Annotated in this window: 17 protein-coding genes and 4 pseudogenes; 11 read left to right on the top strand and 10 right to left on the bottom strand. The window is 42.6% G+C overall.

Annotation, left to right across the window (positions count from 1 at the left end):
* Nucleotides 1–127: 127 nt before the first annotated feature.
* The 4 genes and pseudogenes from MAE_RS28965 to MAE_RS28960 all read right to left on the bottom strand — a co-directional run.
* Nucleotides 128–355 (bottom strand): annotated as a pseudogene (locus MAE_RS28965) (transposase); the annotation flags it as partial.
* A gap of 59 nt (nucleotides 356–414) precedes the next feature.
* Nucleotides 415–540: a hypothetical protein gene (locus MAE_RS35655; protein WP_269453995.1), complete on the bottom strand. Its 126-nt coding sequence runs from the start codon at nucleotides 538–540 to the stop codon at nucleotides 415–417.
* Nucleotides 541–815: 275 nt separating this feature from the next.
* Nucleotides 816–983: pseudogene (locus tag MAE_RS31855) on the bottom strand (IS5/IS1182 family transposase); the annotation flags it as partial.
* A 177-nt stretch (nucleotides 984–1,160) separates the two neighbouring features.
* Nucleotides 1,161–1,627 (bottom strand): annotated as a pseudogene (locus tag MAE_RS28960) (helix-turn-helix domain-containing protein); the annotation flags it as partial.
* A gap of 309 nt (nucleotides 1,628–1,936) precedes the next feature.
* On the opposite strand from MAE_RS28960, the gene MAE_RS08605 reads away from it, so the two are divergent.
* Entirely contained in the window at nucleotides 1,937–2,944 is a 1,008-nt protein-coding gene (locus MAE_RS08605; RefSeq protein WP_012265227.1) for a DnaJ C-terminal domain-containing protein, read from the top strand.
* A gap of 129 nt (nucleotides 2,945–3,073) precedes the next feature.
* Here MAE_RS08605 and MAE_RS08600 read toward each other — a convergent pair whose 3' ends face one another.
* From MAE_RS08600 to MAE_RS08590, 3 genes are all read right to left on the bottom strand, one after another.
* Entirely contained in the window at nucleotides 3,074–3,418 is a 345-nt protein-coding gene (locus tag MAE_RS08600) for a hypothetical protein (RefSeq protein ID WP_002738818.1), read from the bottom strand.
* A 486-nt stretch (nucleotides 3,419–3,904) separates the two neighbouring features.
* Nucleotides 3,905–4,948, bottom strand: a complete 1,044-nt coding sequence (locus tag MAE_RS08595; protein ID WP_002798374.1) for a DUF1611 domain-containing protein — start codon at nucleotides 4,946–4,948, stop codon at nucleotides 3,905–3,907.
* 2 nt (nucleotides 4,949–4,950) lie between these two features.
* Nucleotides 4,951–5,994, bottom strand: a complete 1,044-nt coding sequence (locus tag MAE_RS08590; protein WP_002798373.1) for a dipeptide epimerase — start codon at nucleotides 5,992–5,994, stop codon at nucleotides 4,951–4,953.
* A gap of 207 nt (nucleotides 5,995–6,201) precedes the next feature.
* Between MAE_RS08590 and MAE_RS08585 the strand changes: the two genes are divergently transcribed.
* The 5 genes from MAE_RS08585 (at nucleotide 6,202) to MAE_RS36375 (ending at nucleotide 10,293) form a co-directional block, all read left to right on the top strand.
* Nucleotides 6,202–7,365, top strand: a complete 1,164-nt coding sequence (locus MAE_RS08585; RefSeq protein ID WP_012265225.1) for an LptF/LptG family permease — start codon at nucleotides 6,202–6,204, stop codon at nucleotides 7,363–7,365.
* 60 nt (nucleotides 7,366–7,425) lie between these two features.
* Nucleotides 7,426–7,593 carry a hypothetical protein gene (locus MAE_RS34035; protein ID WP_002759244.1) on the top strand — a complete coding sequence of 56 codons (168 nt, stop codon included), beginning with the start codon at nucleotides 7,426–7,428 and terminating at the stop codon, nucleotides 7,591–7,593.
* A gap of 127 nt (nucleotides 7,594–7,720) precedes the next feature.
* Nucleotides 7,721–9,064 carry an adenylosuccinate synthase gene (locus tag MAE_RS08580; protein ID WP_002798371.1) on the top strand — a complete coding sequence of 448 codons (1,344 nt, stop codon included), beginning with the start codon at nucleotides 7,721–7,723 and terminating at the stop codon, nucleotides 9,062–9,064.
* A gap of 27 nt (nucleotides 9,065–9,091) precedes the next feature.
* On the top strand, nucleotides 9,092–9,649 hold the full coding sequence (locus MAE_RS08575) for a 50S ribosomal protein L25/general stress protein Ctc (RefSeq protein ID WP_012265224.1): 558 nt from the start codon (nucleotides 9,092–9,094) through the stop codon (nucleotides 9,647–9,649).
* 356 nt (nucleotides 9,650–10,005) lie between these two features.
* The gene (locus MAE_RS36375; protein WP_012265222.1) at nucleotides 10,006–10,293 is read left to right on the top strand and encodes a hypothetical protein; all 288 of its coding nucleotides are present in this window, start codon (nucleotides 10,006–10,008) and stop codon (nucleotides 10,291–10,293) included.
* 10 nt (nucleotides 10,294–10,303) lie between these two features.
* Here MAE_RS36375 and MAE_RS31850 read toward each other — a convergent pair.
* Nucleotides 10,304–11,492, bottom strand: a pseudogene (locus tag MAE_RS31850) (RNA-guided endonuclease InsQ/TnpB family protein).
* 351 nt (nucleotides 11,493–11,843) lie between these two features.
* On the opposite strand from MAE_RS31850, the gene MAE_RS08565 reads away from it, so the two are divergent.
* The 5 genes from MAE_RS08565 to MAE_RS35650 all read left to right on the top strand — a co-directional run bounded on the left by MAE_RS08565 (nucleotide 11,844) and on the right by MAE_RS35650 (nucleotide 14,881).
* Complete coding sequence (locus MAE_RS08565) at nucleotides 11,844–12,833, top strand: DUF389 domain-containing protein (RefSeq protein WP_012265219.1); 990 nt, start codon at nucleotides 11,844–11,846, stop codon at nucleotides 12,831–12,833.
* Between the two features lie 86 nt (nucleotides 12,834–12,919).
* Nucleotides 12,920–13,183, top strand: coding sequence for a DUF3146 family protein (locus tag MAE_RS08560; RefSeq protein WP_002798367.1), 264 nt, complete (start codon nucleotides 12,920–12,922; stop codon nucleotides 13,181–13,183).
* Nucleotides 13,184–13,437: 254 nt separating this feature from the next.
* Nucleotides 13,438–14,499, top strand: coding sequence for an N-acetyl-gamma-glutamyl-phosphate reductase (gene argC, locus MAE_RS08555; RefSeq protein WP_012265217.1), 1,062 nt, complete (start codon nucleotides 13,438–13,440; stop codon nucleotides 14,497–14,499).
* A gap of 53 nt (nucleotides 14,500–14,552) precedes the next feature.
* Complete coding sequence (locus tag MAE_RS34840; protein ID WP_002798362.1) at nucleotides 14,553–14,735, top strand: hypothetical protein; 183 nt, start codon at nucleotides 14,553–14,555, stop codon at nucleotides 14,733–14,735.
* A 20-nt stretch (nucleotides 14,736–14,755) separates the two neighbouring features.
* Nucleotides 14,756–14,881 carry a hypothetical protein gene (locus MAE_RS35650; RefSeq protein ID WP_269453978.1) on the top strand — a complete coding sequence of 42 codons (126 nt, stop codon included), beginning with the start codon at nucleotides 14,756–14,758 and terminating at the stop codon, nucleotides 14,879–14,881.
* Between the two features lie 217 nt (nucleotides 14,882–15,098).
* On the opposite strand, the gene MAE_RS08545 is transcribed toward MAE_RS35650, so the two are convergent.
* Together MAE_RS08545 and MAE_RS08540 are read right to left on the bottom strand one after the other, a co-directional pair.
* Nucleotides 15,099–15,362 (bottom strand): BrnA antitoxin family protein, encoded by a 264-nt coding sequence (locus tag MAE_RS08545; RefSeq protein ID WP_002798361.1) that lies wholly within the window; start codon nucleotides 15,360–15,362, stop codon nucleotides 15,099–15,101.
* The gene (locus tag MAE_RS08540) at nucleotides 15,349–15,609 is read right to left on the bottom strand and encodes a BrnT family toxin (protein WP_231859750.1); all 261 of its coding nucleotides are present in this window, start codon (nucleotides 15,607–15,609) and stop codon (nucleotides 15,349–15,351) included. The genes MAE_RS08545 and MAE_RS08540 overlap by 14 nt, the downstream gene beginning before the upstream one ends.
* Nucleotides 15,610–15,631 lie beyond the last annotated feature (22 nt).

The following is a 15,631-nucleotide window of genomic DNA, read 5'->3' as shown; positions in this document are numbered from 1 at the left end:
TAACTCAAAACTCTTTAGATATGCTTTAATTTGGTTATCAAAACCTCTTTATTTAAGCGGCACAAACTATCTCAATTATAAAAATTGAGAATAAATTCTCCTTGACTAGATTAATGTTTGACAACTTTTAAGAAGCAGCTATACCTAACTCACAGTTATAAATAGCCGCCAACAAGTTAACTCTTAAACTATATCTTCGACGACGATTCCGATATTTACAGGATAAGATTTTCAAGATTTTGAGTTTCCTATTTATAGGTTCAATGATAATCCTTTCTTTGGCTAAAACCTTGTTATACTCCTTTTCTAACTCGGTTAATTTTCGATTTTTCGATTTCTTTTTCGGTGTATAACTAGGGTCTGCTGAATAAATCTAAAAACCTTGTTGGATAAGACTTTTGGACTTTTTTCCCCTCAAAAAGTGCCAGCCATTGCGGGGATCGGGGGGAAAATTCCTGGACTTTTTCCCTGAAAATTAGGTAGTTGACCACCTGAAAATCGATAAAACCCCACACCCCACACCCCACACCCTGCCACCACCGAAAAGCTTTTTCAGCAAACCCTAACTATTACTATGGTAGGGTTTGCTGAAAAAGTTTGTTGGTGGGGTTAGGAGTCAGTAGCCGGTCGTCAGTAGCCGGTCGTCGGGAGTTTCAGGCTTTGTTGCCCTCTCTTTTTGTACCAATTTATGTACTATAATAAGGATAATGCCAGGTTTTTGAAGGTCTCAATCCGATTTTCGCAGCATGAACATCGGATTTTAACAGGTCAAAAGCCTTATTTTAAAAGGGTTTTACCATTATTCAGCAACCCCTATGGTATGCAGCTATTCCCTGATAACCACTGTCTTCTATGCTGGTAGTTAAAGGATGAAAACGAACTCGACTTTTTTTAAATAAACTAAAATCATGGCCGCTGCCTTTCCCACAACAGACACAGATAATTTCCTCGGTATTTTTATCAGCTACTAATTGGGATTTTAAAGGGTTCTTCGTTACTTGGTATGGTTCGATAGGGGGGCATAAATCGACTAAATCCTTATCTGGCAAGAGACTTAATTGATTAGTTCGCTCTAGATAAAAAACAATTGACAAAAATCGCTAAATGCCTTTCTATATAAGGGTTCCATCCCTTATAACCCCCGTCCATTGCATAACAATTACCGAAGAGCCTTTTAAAGTATGATAACCTCTTTTACCCCAAAAAAATCTTTCTGTTTCTTTTGAGGGCGTTCAATGGGAGTTTCCGTTACATCCATTACCGTTACGACCGGTATCTCTGCTTGATTTAGTAGAGCTTTTTTTCCTTTTAAACGGAAGTTTCCCGATTGTCAAAGCATTTTTTCCGTCTTATTTACAATCCGACCTATAGTTGATTCTGATAGTTGACCGCTTGTACCAATGTGAAAATATGTTCTATATTCTCGCCAATATTCTAACGTTACTAAAACTTGTTCTTCTATAGATAGTTTAGGTTTCGGTCGCCTTTTAGATGCTGAATTAGAGTCGGCTTCAACACTTTTTACTGATTATACCATCTTTCTATAGGTTTGTTTATACACACCGAAAGGGCGTTTGAACTGTTCATCTGATAAGTCTTGATCATCCATACTTTTGCTAATAAACATAGCCAAAGTATAGATGATTTCCTGACCTAAGATCACATTTTATTCTTTTTTCCACTTCCATCTAAGAATTGAGAAAAAAGCCCAACCCTCCATGATACCATAAAAAAATTATGCAAGAGGTCTATTGGAGTTTTAAGTAGATAGTGTTAAGTGAAAACTTCGGCACTTTATTTTCACTGATTACTGGTTACTGGTTACTGGTTACTGTTCACTGATCACTGATCACTGATTCAAGCCTGACAGCGATAAAATTAAGTTAGATTAGGAATATCCCGACTGAATCCTCATTGCTAAGGAGATAGCGTATCGATGCCTGCCGCAGATTATAAAGATTATTATGCCGTTCTGGGAGTAGGTAAAACTGCCAGCGCTGAAGAAATTAAAAAAGCTTTTCGTAAATTAGCCGTCAAATATCACCCCGATCGCAATCCTAACGATAAAAGCGCCGAAGAACGTTTTAAAGAAATTAGTGAAGCTTACGAAGTCCTCTCCGATAGCGAAAAACGCCAAAAATACGATCAATTTGGACAATATTGGCAACAGGCTGGGCGATCGAATTGGCCGGGTGGTAATCCGGGGGTTGACTTCGGTTCGGCCGGTTTTGACTTTAGCCAGTACAGCACCTTTGATGATTTTATCAACGAACTACTCGGTCGCATGGGGCGCTCCGGCGGTACTCGCCCCGGTTCCCATTCCTACGGGACTCCGGGGGGAGGATTTGGCGATTTTAGCAATTTTAACGACTTTGCCGGCGCTCGTACTCCACCGCAAGCTGTCACTTCCGGCATCTCCACCGCTAAACTGCGTCTGACTTTTGCGGAAGCTTTGCGAGGAGTACAAAAACGGGTTAATTTAGCCGGAGAAATGATCGATATCAAAATCCCCCCAGGAACTAAAACCGGTAATCGTCTCCGGGTACGGGGGAAAGGACTAATCGATCCCTTGAGTAAACAACGGGGAGATCTATTTCTCGATGTGGAATTAGAACCCCATCCTTTCTTTGCTTTTGAAGGCGATAATTTAACCTGTGAAGTCCCGATTACTCCCGATGAGGCGGTTTTAGGCACAGCGATCGAAGTTCCTACCCCCGATGGCCTGGTGACGGTAAAAGTTCCCGCCGGTATTCGTTCCGGTCAATCCCTGCGCTTACGAGGCAAAGGTTGGATCGATAATAAAGGACAACGCGGCGATCAATTAGTCAAAATTGTCATCGATACTCCCAAAGAATTAACGGCGATCGAACGGGAATTATACGAGAAAATTAAATCTCAGCGTACCACCGATCCCCGTCGTCATCTCAGACAGGTGCAAATTTAAGTCCCTAGCTAGGGTTTGCCAAAACAGTTTTTCTTGGTGTTGATTACTGTCTCTGGGGTTTATAAGTAGTTAGGTGTTAAAAATCGTCAGTTCCCCCCCTTATCAAGGGGGGATTAAGGGGGGATCGATCTAGAATTTAACCTTACTAGCCAACCAATTAGTAATTAATTTGGGGCTATTTTTCTTCACCCAATAGAGAGCATAAATTCTGAAGATAGGCTTAGAAAAACGAGCGATCGCTTTCATGATAAAATTTAAGTGACGACTATGAAACTTTTTATTAATTAAATTTAACGAACCCACATCGTAAAGACAGTCGATGATAATTCTAAAAGTCGTTTCCTCTCTTTGGAATAAACTATCTATTAACAATAGCACTTCCTGAATCCGTTGCTGTTTAAGCTGTTCCTCTTCGGAAACAGCCGAGAGAATCTGCTGCTGCTTAGATAATTTACTATCCGATGGGGTTAACATGATATGGTCGCCGAAAAATTAACTTGTTTTGATTTTATCCCTATTTGCCGATTTTGCAAGACCAAACCCCCCATCTATCCCCGTTTTTACGATAACACGGACCATTAGTGGTATTTACTCCCCCATGCCGTCTTGACTGTGATTGGTGTGATTATGTGATGGACTGTGATTGATTATTGATAAAAGGTTGCTGAAGGGCGTTGTCAAATTGAAAGATGATCCGAATCAGCTTGGAACTGAAATTACTTTGATAGCAAGGATTGCATTGCATCTTTCATATTCTGATCTGACAACGCCTGCTGAAGACAAGACAATCATAGTATTCATTCAATCATTTCAATCACAGTTGAGACTAATTATGTGATGGACTGTGATTGATTATTGATAAAAGGTTGCTGAAGACAACACAATCATAGTATTCATTCAATCATTCCCATCACAGTTGAGACTAATTGTGTGATGGACTATGATTGAATTGATCACTGTTTACTGTTTACTGATCACTGATAATAACCCTTGACCACCAAAACGGACAACATCGGTACAAAATAACCCCGTTTCCTCCTGCACAGTTTCTATAGCTTGAACTGCCGCCTCCGGACTAAGATGAAAAGTATTTAAACTAATCCCTTTTACCTTCACCTCCCCGAAACTTCCCCCGGCGCTGGCAGTCATTTCGTAGAGTTTAATCACTTCTGTTAGGGGAGGGATGAGAATATCGGGTAAATCATTGATATGAATTTGTCCAGCGCGATGGACGAGAATTAACCCCGTTGGTTGACTGCCACGCATTAAGGGCAAGGTAGCAGTCGAACCAGGGTGTAAAAGGGAGCCTTGACCCTCAATAAACAAAATATCGTTATTTTCCGCCGATTCTAACACCAAAGCCTCGATCGCACCAGCAGCATAATCGACGCGCACTGCATCCAAGGGTACACCCTTCCCCGCGATCATAATTCCCCCCTGTCCAGTGGCTAAAAATTGCGATTTTAGCCCTTTTTCTGGGGCAACCCGGTGTAATTCGATGCTAGTGGACATTTTGCCCACACTCATATCCGTGCCTACGGTTAAAATACGCTGACAGGTTAAATTTTTCGCCCGCGCTTGCCCAATTTTTAAGTCTTGGGGTTCCAGACGGATATCCCAAATCCATTGATCTGGTTTAAGCTGAGGAAAAAGGGGTTTTAGGGGTGTATGGAGACCATTAACGAGGGATAACCCCGCCTTTACCCCCTCTTTGATTTCTTCTAGCCAATGGGGGGGTAAAATGCCTCCTGAGGGTGCGATGCCAATTAACAGGGTATCGGGATGATAGGTTAAAGCTTCCCTAACACTAGCAACAATCGGCAAGGGGCGATCGATTCCGGCCACTTCTTTTAAGGCGCTGCCGGCGTTTTCTGCGTCAATAATCGCCACTACCTGCGCTTTCCCGTAACGCAGATAACTTAATCCGGTTTTGCCGCGAGTTCCTTTGATTCCTTCGTGGAGAAGAATCGCTACTTTCTTGTCAGGAGTCAAATAATTAGTCATCTTTATATCCGTAAACTAACACCCAAACCGGGTGAATTATTTGGTTGTAAACGTCCCTTTTCTAAGCTTAAACCCGTAAAGGGATCATCGCGTAAATTTAAATGACTATCTAGGTCAAGATAGTTGACAAGCGGGCCAAGATGTGCTAGGGCAGTATTGGCTAAACTGCTGTCAGAGTAACATCCGAACATAATTTGCAGTCGGCAAGCTTGGGCAATATGAATCATTCTCTGCACTTCGGCTAATCCACCAGCTTTCATTAGTTTAATATTAATGCCGTGGACTCGATCGGCCAGTTTCGGGATATCTTGACTAGAAAAACAGCTTTCATCGACGAAGATAGGTAGGGGCGATTTTTGGTATAAATCGATTAAATCTCGTTCTTGTCCGACGGATAGGGGTTGTTCCACATAAATAACGCCTTTTTCCTCTAACCATTGGCACATTTTCACCGCATCGCTAAATTGCCAACCACCATTAGCATCGACAGTTAGGGGCAAATGGGGGACAATTTCTTTAATAGCCAGAATTATGGCTCGATCGGCTTCTATACCGTCCGGTGAGCCTAATTTGACTTTTAATAAGCTAAAATCGCCAATTTCTAGCCAATCTAACAGCCTTTTCTGCACATTTTCTGGAGAATTTAAACCGATAGTAACAGAAACCGGCGGAATTAAAGAGCGATCGAGTCCAAAAATTTGCCAGAGAGGTAAATTAGCTTTTTTGCCTAACCAGTCGTGCAGTGCCGTATCAATAGCGGCACGAGTAGCCGAAGATATCTGATTTTGCCATAAAATTTTCTCAATTTCTTGGCGTTGACAGGGATGAAAAGATTGTAAAATAGGAGCGATCGAGTTTAATTCTTGCAGGATTTTATCGGGTTTTTTCTCCTCGCTGGTAATATCAAAAGGGGATGCCTCTCCCCACCCTTCGATATTTTCCTCGCTAATTTTCAGCCAGATATTAGTATTTTCGCTGGTAGTGCCGCGACTAATCCTTAAAGGTACTCGTTTATGAATAGTAAAAGTTTGCCAGTTTAGCAGCATAATTCACCTCGGGATGATCGGGGAATAGGAACAGAAAAATTATCTACACTTACCCAAATCCTTACTTCTGTCCACTCTCCCCGCAATCATACAACTTCCGGCGGTGTTTTTCGTCAAAGACAAAATATGATAGGCTAACCGAAGGTGTAAGCAAGACGGCTGCGGGTTAGGAAATGGGATGAAATAGGAGTGAGTTAACCAAAATCAATGATTAAGAAAAAGATTTCTTACTGGGTAAATGGAGGTATTGCCCTCATTGATCGCTATCTGATCAGCCAACTACTACCCCCATTTTTATTTAGTGTTGGTTTATTTGCCTCTTTGGGAGTAGCGATCGGCAATCTTTCCGATTTAGCTAATCAGGTAGTTGATGCCAATCTACCCCTTGCCTCGGCCCTAGAAATTCTCCTGTTAAAAGTGCCAGAATTTGTCACCTATTCCCTGCCAGTTTCCCTTTTACTGGCCACTTTAATCACCTACGGTCGTTTAAGTAGTGATAGTGAAACCGTTGCCCTGCAAAGCTGTGGAGTCACTCTTTACCGTCTTTTTATACCCACTTTCTGCCTGAGTTTAATAGTTACAGTGGTGACATTTTTATTAAATGAATATGTGGTTCCCAATGCTAATTATCGAGCCACAGAAATTTTAGTGCAGAAAATTAATAAAGAAGCAAGTTTTTGGAAAAATAAAGATTTTTATTATCCCGATTATGAAATAAAAACCCTAGAAAATGGTACGATTAATCGCAATTTAATAAGTTTATTTTATGCCGAACAATTTGACGGGGAAAAGATGAAAACCGTCACCGTTATCCGTTGGCTAAAACAAGAATTAAATCAAATTATTATCGCCGATTCGGCCCGTTGGAATGCCGTCGATAACGTCTGGGACTTTTTTAACGGCATTATCTATGAATTAACCCCCCCTAACGCCTCCTATCGCCAAGTTATCCCCTTTAAAGCCGAAAAAATCGCTTTATCTCGCTCCGCTTTCGATTTTGCTCGTCAAAGCCGCGATCCCTACGAGATGAACATACCACAGGCGATCGAATATGTGCAACTGCTCAAACTCAGTGGCGATGATAAGAGAGTCAGGTTTTTTCAAGTGCGAATCCAGCAAAAAATCGCCTTTCCCTTTGTCTGTATCGTCTTTGCTACCATAGGTTGTGCCTTGGGTTCTCTACCGCAAAGAATTAGTCGGGGAACCAGTTTCGGTCTCAGTGTCGCCATTGTTTTCCTCTATTATCTTTTAAACTTCTTAGTCGGCAGCTTGGGACTAACCGCCACCCTCTCCCCCTTCCTAGCTGCCTGGCTGCCTAACTTTTTCGGTTTTGGGTTGGGTCTATGGTTATTATGGCGACTTAACGGTTAGACTTTTTTGAAAATTTTCGTCAAGATAGGAGACGTAGAGTTATAGCAGGCCCCTTAGTCTATGTTTCCCTTCTTCTTTAACACTTGTGGCAGCACTTCCCGCCAAGAATGTCAAGAGCGTAAATTAACATTCCTCAAATGGATGCGCGATGACCTCGAAACCCGTCTAGCGGGATTAAATGCCGCTATCGAAACTATCGAGCGTCAAATCAGTCGGGAAGGTCAATAAACCCTGAAAATAGGCGAGTTTTCCCCTCGCCTTCTCCCCACAATTAGCTAAGAGAGATAACTTGACAGTTGTATTCGCCAAGAGGGATAATAGCAGTTTGTGTGAACTTTAGCTAGACTAAAATACCTTGGCTAACGTTATTGTAATCGGCGCTCAGTGGGGCGACGAAGGAAAAGGAAAAATCACGGATCTGCTGAGTCGATCGGCGGATGTGGTGGTGCGTTCTCAAGGTGGCGTAAATGCGGGTCATACCGTCGTCGTCGAGGGTCAAACGTTCAAACTCCATCTAATTCCCTCTGGGATTCTCTACCCAGATACGGAATGTATAATCGGCTCAGGAACAGTCATAGATCCCTCGGTGTTACTCAAAGAGATGGCGCAATTACACGCCCTCAATGTTACCACCGACAATCTCTATATCTCGCAAACGGCTCATGTCACTATGCCCTATCATCGGCTGCTCGATCAAGCATCCGAGGAAAAACGGGGTAAATATAAAATCGGCACCACGGGACGGGGTATCGGCCCCACCTATGCCGACAAATCCGAGCGCATCGGTATTCGAGTCATCGACTTGATCAATACCGAGAATCTGCGGCAAAAACTAGAATGGACGATCAATTATAAAAACGTCATTTTAGAAAAGTTATATAACTTACCGCCTTTAGATGCGAAGACGGTGATCGAGGAATATCTAGAATATGCCGAGATACTGCGTCCCCATGTGGTCGATAGTTCCCTAAAAATCTACGAAGCAATCCGCAAGCGTAAGAATATTCTTTTTGAAGGGGCCCAAGGCACCCTACTCGACCTCGATCACGGAACCTATCCCTACGTTACCTCCTCCAATCCGATCGCTGGGGGTGCTTGTGTGGGTTCTGGCATTGGTCCAACGGTAATCGATCGAGTGATCGGTGTGGCCAAAGCTTACACCACTAGGGTAGGTGAAGGTCCATTTCCGACGGAATTAGAGGGGGAGATCGAGCAGTTATTGTGCGATCGCGGGGCGGAATTCGGGACCACCACCGGCCGTCGTCGTCGTTGCGGTTGGTTTGATGCGGTTATCGGTCGTTACGCGGTGCGAATCAATGGTTTAGACTGTCTAGCGATCACCAAATTAGATGTTCTCGATACCCTAGAGGAAATCAAAGTCTGTGTCGCCTACCAATTGGACGGCCAAACCTGTCGCCATTTACCCAGCAGTGCCGGGGAATTCGCCCGTTGTCAACCGATTTACCGAACGATGCCGGGGTGGCAACAACCCACCAGTGATTGTCGCAGTCTGGAAGACCTACCCAAACAGGCCCTCGATTATCTAAAATTCCTGGGGGCGATCATGGAAGTACCGATCGCTATTATCTCCCTAGGAGCTAGTCGCGACCAAACTATTATCGTTGAAGACCCCATTCACGGACCAAAACGCGCTCTTTTGGACGAAAATGGCTCACCTTGGGATAATCACGAATTTTAAGTCATTGCTAAAGAGGATTAGTCAACTATGCAAGTTAGCGTTGAATGTCAAAAAAGACCCGAAAATATTAACCCCAGGGCCCTGCGTCGTCAGGGTTTGATCCCGGCGGTTCTCTATGGCCACAACGGCACGGAATCGATTTCTCTGGTGGTGGGAGAAAAAGCGGCCTTAACCCTGCTTAAAAAGGCTTCGGTAAATAATACCCTGGTGGATGTGAATGTTCCCGAAATGCCCTGGACGGGAAAAGCTTTGATCCAAGAGGTGCAATCTCATCCCTGGAAAAGAAATCTCTATCATCTCAGTTTCTTCTCGGTATCTGCCCACGGTAAGCTCGATATCGTCGTTCCCATTAAGGCCATAGGAGAAGCGATCGGAACCAAACAGGGCGGTTTAATCGAACAGTTCGTCAACGAAGTTAATGTCTCCTGTATTGCCGATAATATCCCGGAAGTGATCGAATTTGATGTTTCGGAGATCGGTGTGGGGCAATCCCTGCTCGTGGGTGATTTGAAAATGCCAGAAGGGGTGACTTTAAAAGATGATCCCCATACCACCGTTTTTGCCATTGTTGCCGCTAAACGGTAAATTCAGTGATCGGTGGTCGGGTGATCGGGTTTTGGGGTGATAGGGTGATGAGACAGCTTCCCCCTCCCCAACCCCCACTCTGCCATAACTGCTACTGCATACTTTGTGCTTTTTGTCAAAAAAACTTTTTCTTTGCAATAAAACTACACAAAAAAAAGATCATCGTTGTGGGTGAAATTGACTAATTTACCTGTCTTAATTAGGATCACCCTGTAGGTGTGGCGAGGGTTTCAAGCATTGCTGTCCAAAAAAGCACAGGGTAAGCCACTATGAAATTCTATCAAATCGCTGTTACCACTGCAACATCGTTGTTAAATAAAAATCTTTCTCAATTAATTCTTAAGAATTTGTAAATATTGCTAAATGTTAATTTAAATATTCTGAAGTTTTTGGAGTCAATAAATAATTTTTGCTTATCTTTGGCGCACATTGGGTTAGAAGTCAGGAGTCAGTATTCAGTTATCAGTCATCAGTGTCAGCTTTTTTCTCCCTTCTCCCCTCAAAAACGGCGGTTAATTTCGAGAGACAATTACGCACATCGGCACGAGTGGGAGAATTACGATCGGGTTCTAGGAGAGGGTTCTTTAGGGCAATTTGACCTAATAATCCTAGTTGACATCCTCACCGCCGTAAACGGACGGTGATTCCCAAACCTCACGATTTAGGTTTCTGCTTCTTTCCCTTGCGGGGTTCCGCACCTGCCTTAACAGATTTACTCTGTTCTGGTCTTATGGTCGCTCTACAGACTGACACCGCAAGCCCTGCGGCCAAAATATTTTTACTAGCGTTAATATCTCGGTCATGGTGAGTCCCACAGTCTGGACAGTCCCATTCTCGAACATTTAACGGCATTTTCAAGGGCAATATACCCGCAATTACTACACCTTTTAGAGCTAGGAAACCATCTATCTATTTCGATGTAATTTCTGCCGTACCAACGGCATTTATAGGCTAATTGTCGGGTGATTTCTCCCCAGCTTACATCAGATATTGCCTGAGATAATTTCGGGTTTTTGACCATATTCTTGACGGCTAAATTCTCAACCACAATCGTTTGGTTTTCACGAACTAATTGAGTGGTTAGCTTATGTAAATGGTCTTTTCTACTATCCGTGATTTGAGCGTGAATCTTGGCTACTTTGATTCTTGCTTTTTCCCGATTTTTTGACCCTTTCTGTTTTCTAGAAAGGCTTTTTTGTGCTTTTCGTAACCTCTGATAATGTTTCTTAAAATGCTTGGGATTAGACACTTTATCGCCATCGCTGGTAATCACGAGGCTACTAATTCCTAAGTCAATTCCAATGGCTTTATCTGTTACTGGTAGAGGCTTAATCGTTGGGTCATCAAATCTTATTGAGATATGCCAACGTCCAGAAGGATGTAATCTGACTGTTACTGTACTTGGTTCACATCCGTCTGGTATTTGTCTTGACCATCGAATAGGTAAAGGTTCTGTGCATTTAGCTAAATAGATTTGTTTGTCTTTAATTTTAAAAGCAGATTTGGTAAATTCGGCACTTCCTCCTTGATGTTTTTTCTTAAAGTTAGGATACTTAGTACGACCAGCAAAGAAGTTAGTAAAAGCTGTTTGTAAATGTCTTAACCCTTGTTGTAAAGGTACACAGCTTACTTCATTGAGAAAGTCTAATTCTTCTTGCTTTTTCCAATCGGTTAGCATTGAAGAAGTTTGAGCTTAGCCTACTCTTTCTTGTCTTTCGTACCATGCTTGTGTTCTGACATGGAGAGCTTTATTGTAAACTAATCTTACACAGCCCAAAGTGCGCCGCAATAGCGACTCTTGTTCGGGTGTGGGGTAAAATCGAAACGAATAGGCTTTTTCCATACCTCACATTTTAGCATATATTTCGTAAATGCGCTAAGATTTAACAGCAAAGCCGTCGTAAAACGGCGGGGTTTCAGACCCAAAATTTCCGATGAGCGACAGTTATTTGCCCCTCTGGATGAGGCGAAAAAAATAGATCAATCTGTGGGGTTTCGTCGGTAATTTCTTTGCTAATTTCTACTTGGCCTAGGGGCGTTAACGAAGGCGGTCGGCAGATGGCAGCGGGCAGGAGGTTTCATCAATCGAGGCGAAGAAAAAAACGGTAAGATTAGTTAAAGAAAATGATACAAATATACATTGATTAGACAAAAAAAGCTATAAGTAAAAGAAAAGTCAATCTTCCTCAGCCCCATGACGAGAAAAGAACGGCCCCACTCGTGGTTCTCAAGAAAACCCTTGACCTGGCAACAATCGCGGACTATGTGGCGCGATTTATGGTTAGAAGCGTCCCTCGATTTTCCCTATCTAGCTTTGATTGTCAGTTCTTGTGCGATCGCTACCTTTGGCTTAGTCGCCAATAGTGCGGCCGTGATTATTGGGGCGATGATTATTGCCCCTTTGATGTTGCCGATTCGTAGTCTGGCTTTTGGTGGTTTAATTGGCAGTTGGCGATTAATTCGTAAGTCGGCCTTGGCGATTTTAGTTGGTACGATCATCGCTTTAGCGATAGCTTGGTTGCTAGGATTATTGATCGGAATTTCCGAATTTGGTAGTGAAATTCAGGCCCGTTCTCAACCGAATCTTTTAGATTTAGGAGTAGCAATTACGGCGGGGGCAATCAGTGGTTATGCCAAAATAGAACCGAAAATTTCAGGTACTTTAGCGGGAACAGCGATCGCCGTGGCTTTAATGCCGCCAGTTTGTACGATTGGTTTAGGATTATCCCAAGGGAATTGGCTCCTAAGTTTGGGGGCAACTCTGTTATATATTACCAATTTATTAGGCATTGCTCTCTCCTGTTTGTTGGTCTTTTTGCTGGCAGGTTATTCTAATTTTCATCGGGCGCGTAACGCTCTAATTTTGACTTCTATCCTGACAGCAGTTTTGCTAATTCCGTTAGGAATAAGTTTTGCAACTCTGGCCAATCAAGCTCGCTTAGAAAGGTTGCTCAAAAAAGCTTTATTACAACGAACGATTACTTTTCAACGGGCAGAATTATTGGAATCTTCGATTAATTGGCTCAAGCAACCTCCCCGGGTGAGATTAGTAGTAAGAACTGCGGAAAGTATTACCCCCAGACAGGTAGAATTGTTGGAAGAATTCATTACTAAGGAAATGGGGCGACCTTTTCAATTAAATGTCTTGGTTTCTAAGGTTAATGAAGTCACTGCCCCAGAATAAAGTCGAGAAAATTAGCTCAAGTAATGACAAACAAGGATTAATTCGTTATCTTAATGTTTGATATTTAATCTATAGGTAGGGTTCAGGTGAGTGGCGACAATCGACCAGAAAGCACGGCTTATGTGCGGATAATTAAGCAATCTTGGCAAACGGGTAAATTAGAGGGAGAAGTGCGGACGGAACAATATCAATGGCGTTTTCAATGGCATTTTCTTCAAGGCAAGTTATCAGTACAACCTTCCCTAGGTAGGGCTTTGATTTTTGAACCCTTGAATCGGTTTTTAGAACGCTACGATTATCAATTAGAACCGGGAGGAGATTATGAATTTACAGTGCGCTCAAAATTTTAAATATGGGGGATTGAATTACAGCCTTTCTCCTAAGGATGAAGTTTAACCTAATTTGGCCTCATAAAAGGAAAACCTTGTACCTCATCATTAAGATAACAGCCTATTGATCAAGAGAAATTGACGGTTTATGGACAACCCGGCCGAGATACTAGGTTTTTACAGGAAGTTTTTTGATTTAAATCCCACCGGTTAGGCTAAAATTCAGCCAGAACAAAACGTTATATTAACGATAAGAATTTTTAGGAACAAGGGAAATGACGCAAGGACAGAAGGTTTCAGTGGGTATTGTCGGCGCTTCGGGATATGGTGGCGTACAGTTGGTACGTTTGCTCAAAGAACATCCCCTTGTCGAATTAGCGTATCTGGGGGGCGATAGTAGCGCCGGGAAACCCTACAGTGATTTATATCCCCATCTCGGTCATAGCATTAATCTTAATGTGGAGGCGATCGATTTAGAGATAATTGCCTCCCGTTGTCAAGTGGTTTTCTTGGGTTTACCCAATGGTTTAGCCTGTGATTTAGCCCCTCCTTTGCTCGCTAAAGGGTGTAAAGTCTTGGATCTGTCGGCAGATTATCGTTTTACTAGCCTAGACACCTATAGTAAATGGTATGGCAAGGAACGTCAGGATCAAGCGATCGCATCTACGGCTGTGTACGGTTTACCGGAACTTTATCGGGAAGATATTAAAAATGCCTCTTTGATCGGTTGCCCCGGATGTTATCCTACCGCTAGTTTAATGGCGATTTCTCCCCTGTTAAAACAGGGTTTAATTGTCCCGGAAACCACGATTATTGATGCCAAATCGGGAACTTCGGGAGGGGGAAGACAAGCTAAGATTAATATGTTATTGGCAGAAGCAGATAGTTCGATCGGGGCCTATAATGTAGCGGGAAAACACCGTCATACTCCCGAAATTGAGCAGATTTGCGGTGATTTAGCCGGTCATGAGGTGCGCGTCCAGTTTACTCCCCATTTAATGCCCATGGTCCGAGGTATCCTGTCCACAGTCTATGCAACTTTGCGGGATCCCAATCTGGTGCGGGATGATTTAATCACTATCTACAATGCTTTTTATCGCGCTTCTCCCTTTGTCAAAATCCTACCGGGGGGAGTCTATCCACAAACTAAATGGGCCTGTGGTACTAATTTATGTTATCTCGGTATTGAAGTAGATCCGAGAACCGATCGAGTGATAGTGATGTCAGCGATCGATAATTTAGTTAAGGGACAATCGGGACAAGCGGTACAATGTCTCAATCTCATGATGGGTTGGGAAGAATCCCTTGCTTTGCCGCAAATGTGTTTTTATCCTTAAAAATTCCTGGATGCGTTTAACCGAGTACATCTCATTTTTGTAAATCTACTGAGTTGGGATTTTTAAAGGGAAACTATCTTCTAAAATTGGTGATCACTTCCGATTTTATCACTCAATCCAAGCCTTTGGGGGGTTCTACCCCCCAAACCCCGGAGCGCATTAGCTTTTTGGTGGGATGCTTACACGCAGCTGCTGATACATTTGTAATTATTTTAAGAGTCACTGATAATTGCTGATTGTCGGTATTTCTGCAAATGTGAGATGCAGCCCGTTTGACCAGGCATCCTTTGCTCAATTTCGGGAAAAACTGGCAAAATTTTGTCACTATGATTGGGATGCGATGTTTACCGATTGGCAGCAAAGACAAGGAGAAAATGGCTGAAAAGTAGTCAGTTTATCCATAAAAACAAGTGGAGAAACTTCTAAGCTGTTCGTAATTTAAATTGCTTGTTGAGACGAGGCAAGAGGCACTCTTGCAAGAGGCACCCCCAAGGGGTCGGGGGAGATTCGGCTAATCTAAGAATAAGCGGTTTAAATACGTCTTAGCTTAGCGGCTCCTCGATACAAAATGAACATTGTTGACCAAATCATATCACTTTTTAACTCGCTATAATTAATTTATCTCTACACCAAGAATTGACCAGCATTTCTACAGAAATTTGCTGTTCTCTGGCCACTTCTAAAAGTTTCACCATCAAATCTGCATCGATTGCTACTAAATAATGCTTTTTTTTCAGATCGACATCAAAATTGACTTCCGGTAGTTCCGATTCAAATTCTCCCAGATCGTGGCTATCAAAAAAATTGACAATTTCCTCGGTAGAATTAAACTTAGGTAGGCTTTTTGATTTATTTTCTGTCATACATTTTTCTCTCCTTATCAGCCATATCTCTGGCACTTAAAATCAAGGCTTGGTTGGATAATTTATAGACGAATATAACAGCTAAATAACGTCCGCTATCGGTTTGCCCTAAAGCTAGATATAGATATTCTCTCGCTTGAACGCCCTTTTCTACAAATCGAAACTTGGGCTTATTGCCAAGAACTTCTTCCACCTCATCAGGAGTGACACAATGCTTCACGGCCAGTTTTTCTACAATTGTTTCCAACCAAATGATTTCCTCAATGCTC

Origin of the sequence: Microcystis aeruginosa NIES-843 (assembly GCF_000010625.1) — a bacterium.
Taxonomy (GTDB): domain Bacteria; phylum Cyanobacteriota; class Cyanobacteriia; order Cyanobacteriales; family Microcystaceae; genus Microcystis; species Microcystis aeruginosa.
Note: the sequence above shows the minus strand (reverse complement) of the source record. Positions and strands in the feature narration are given on the sequence as shown.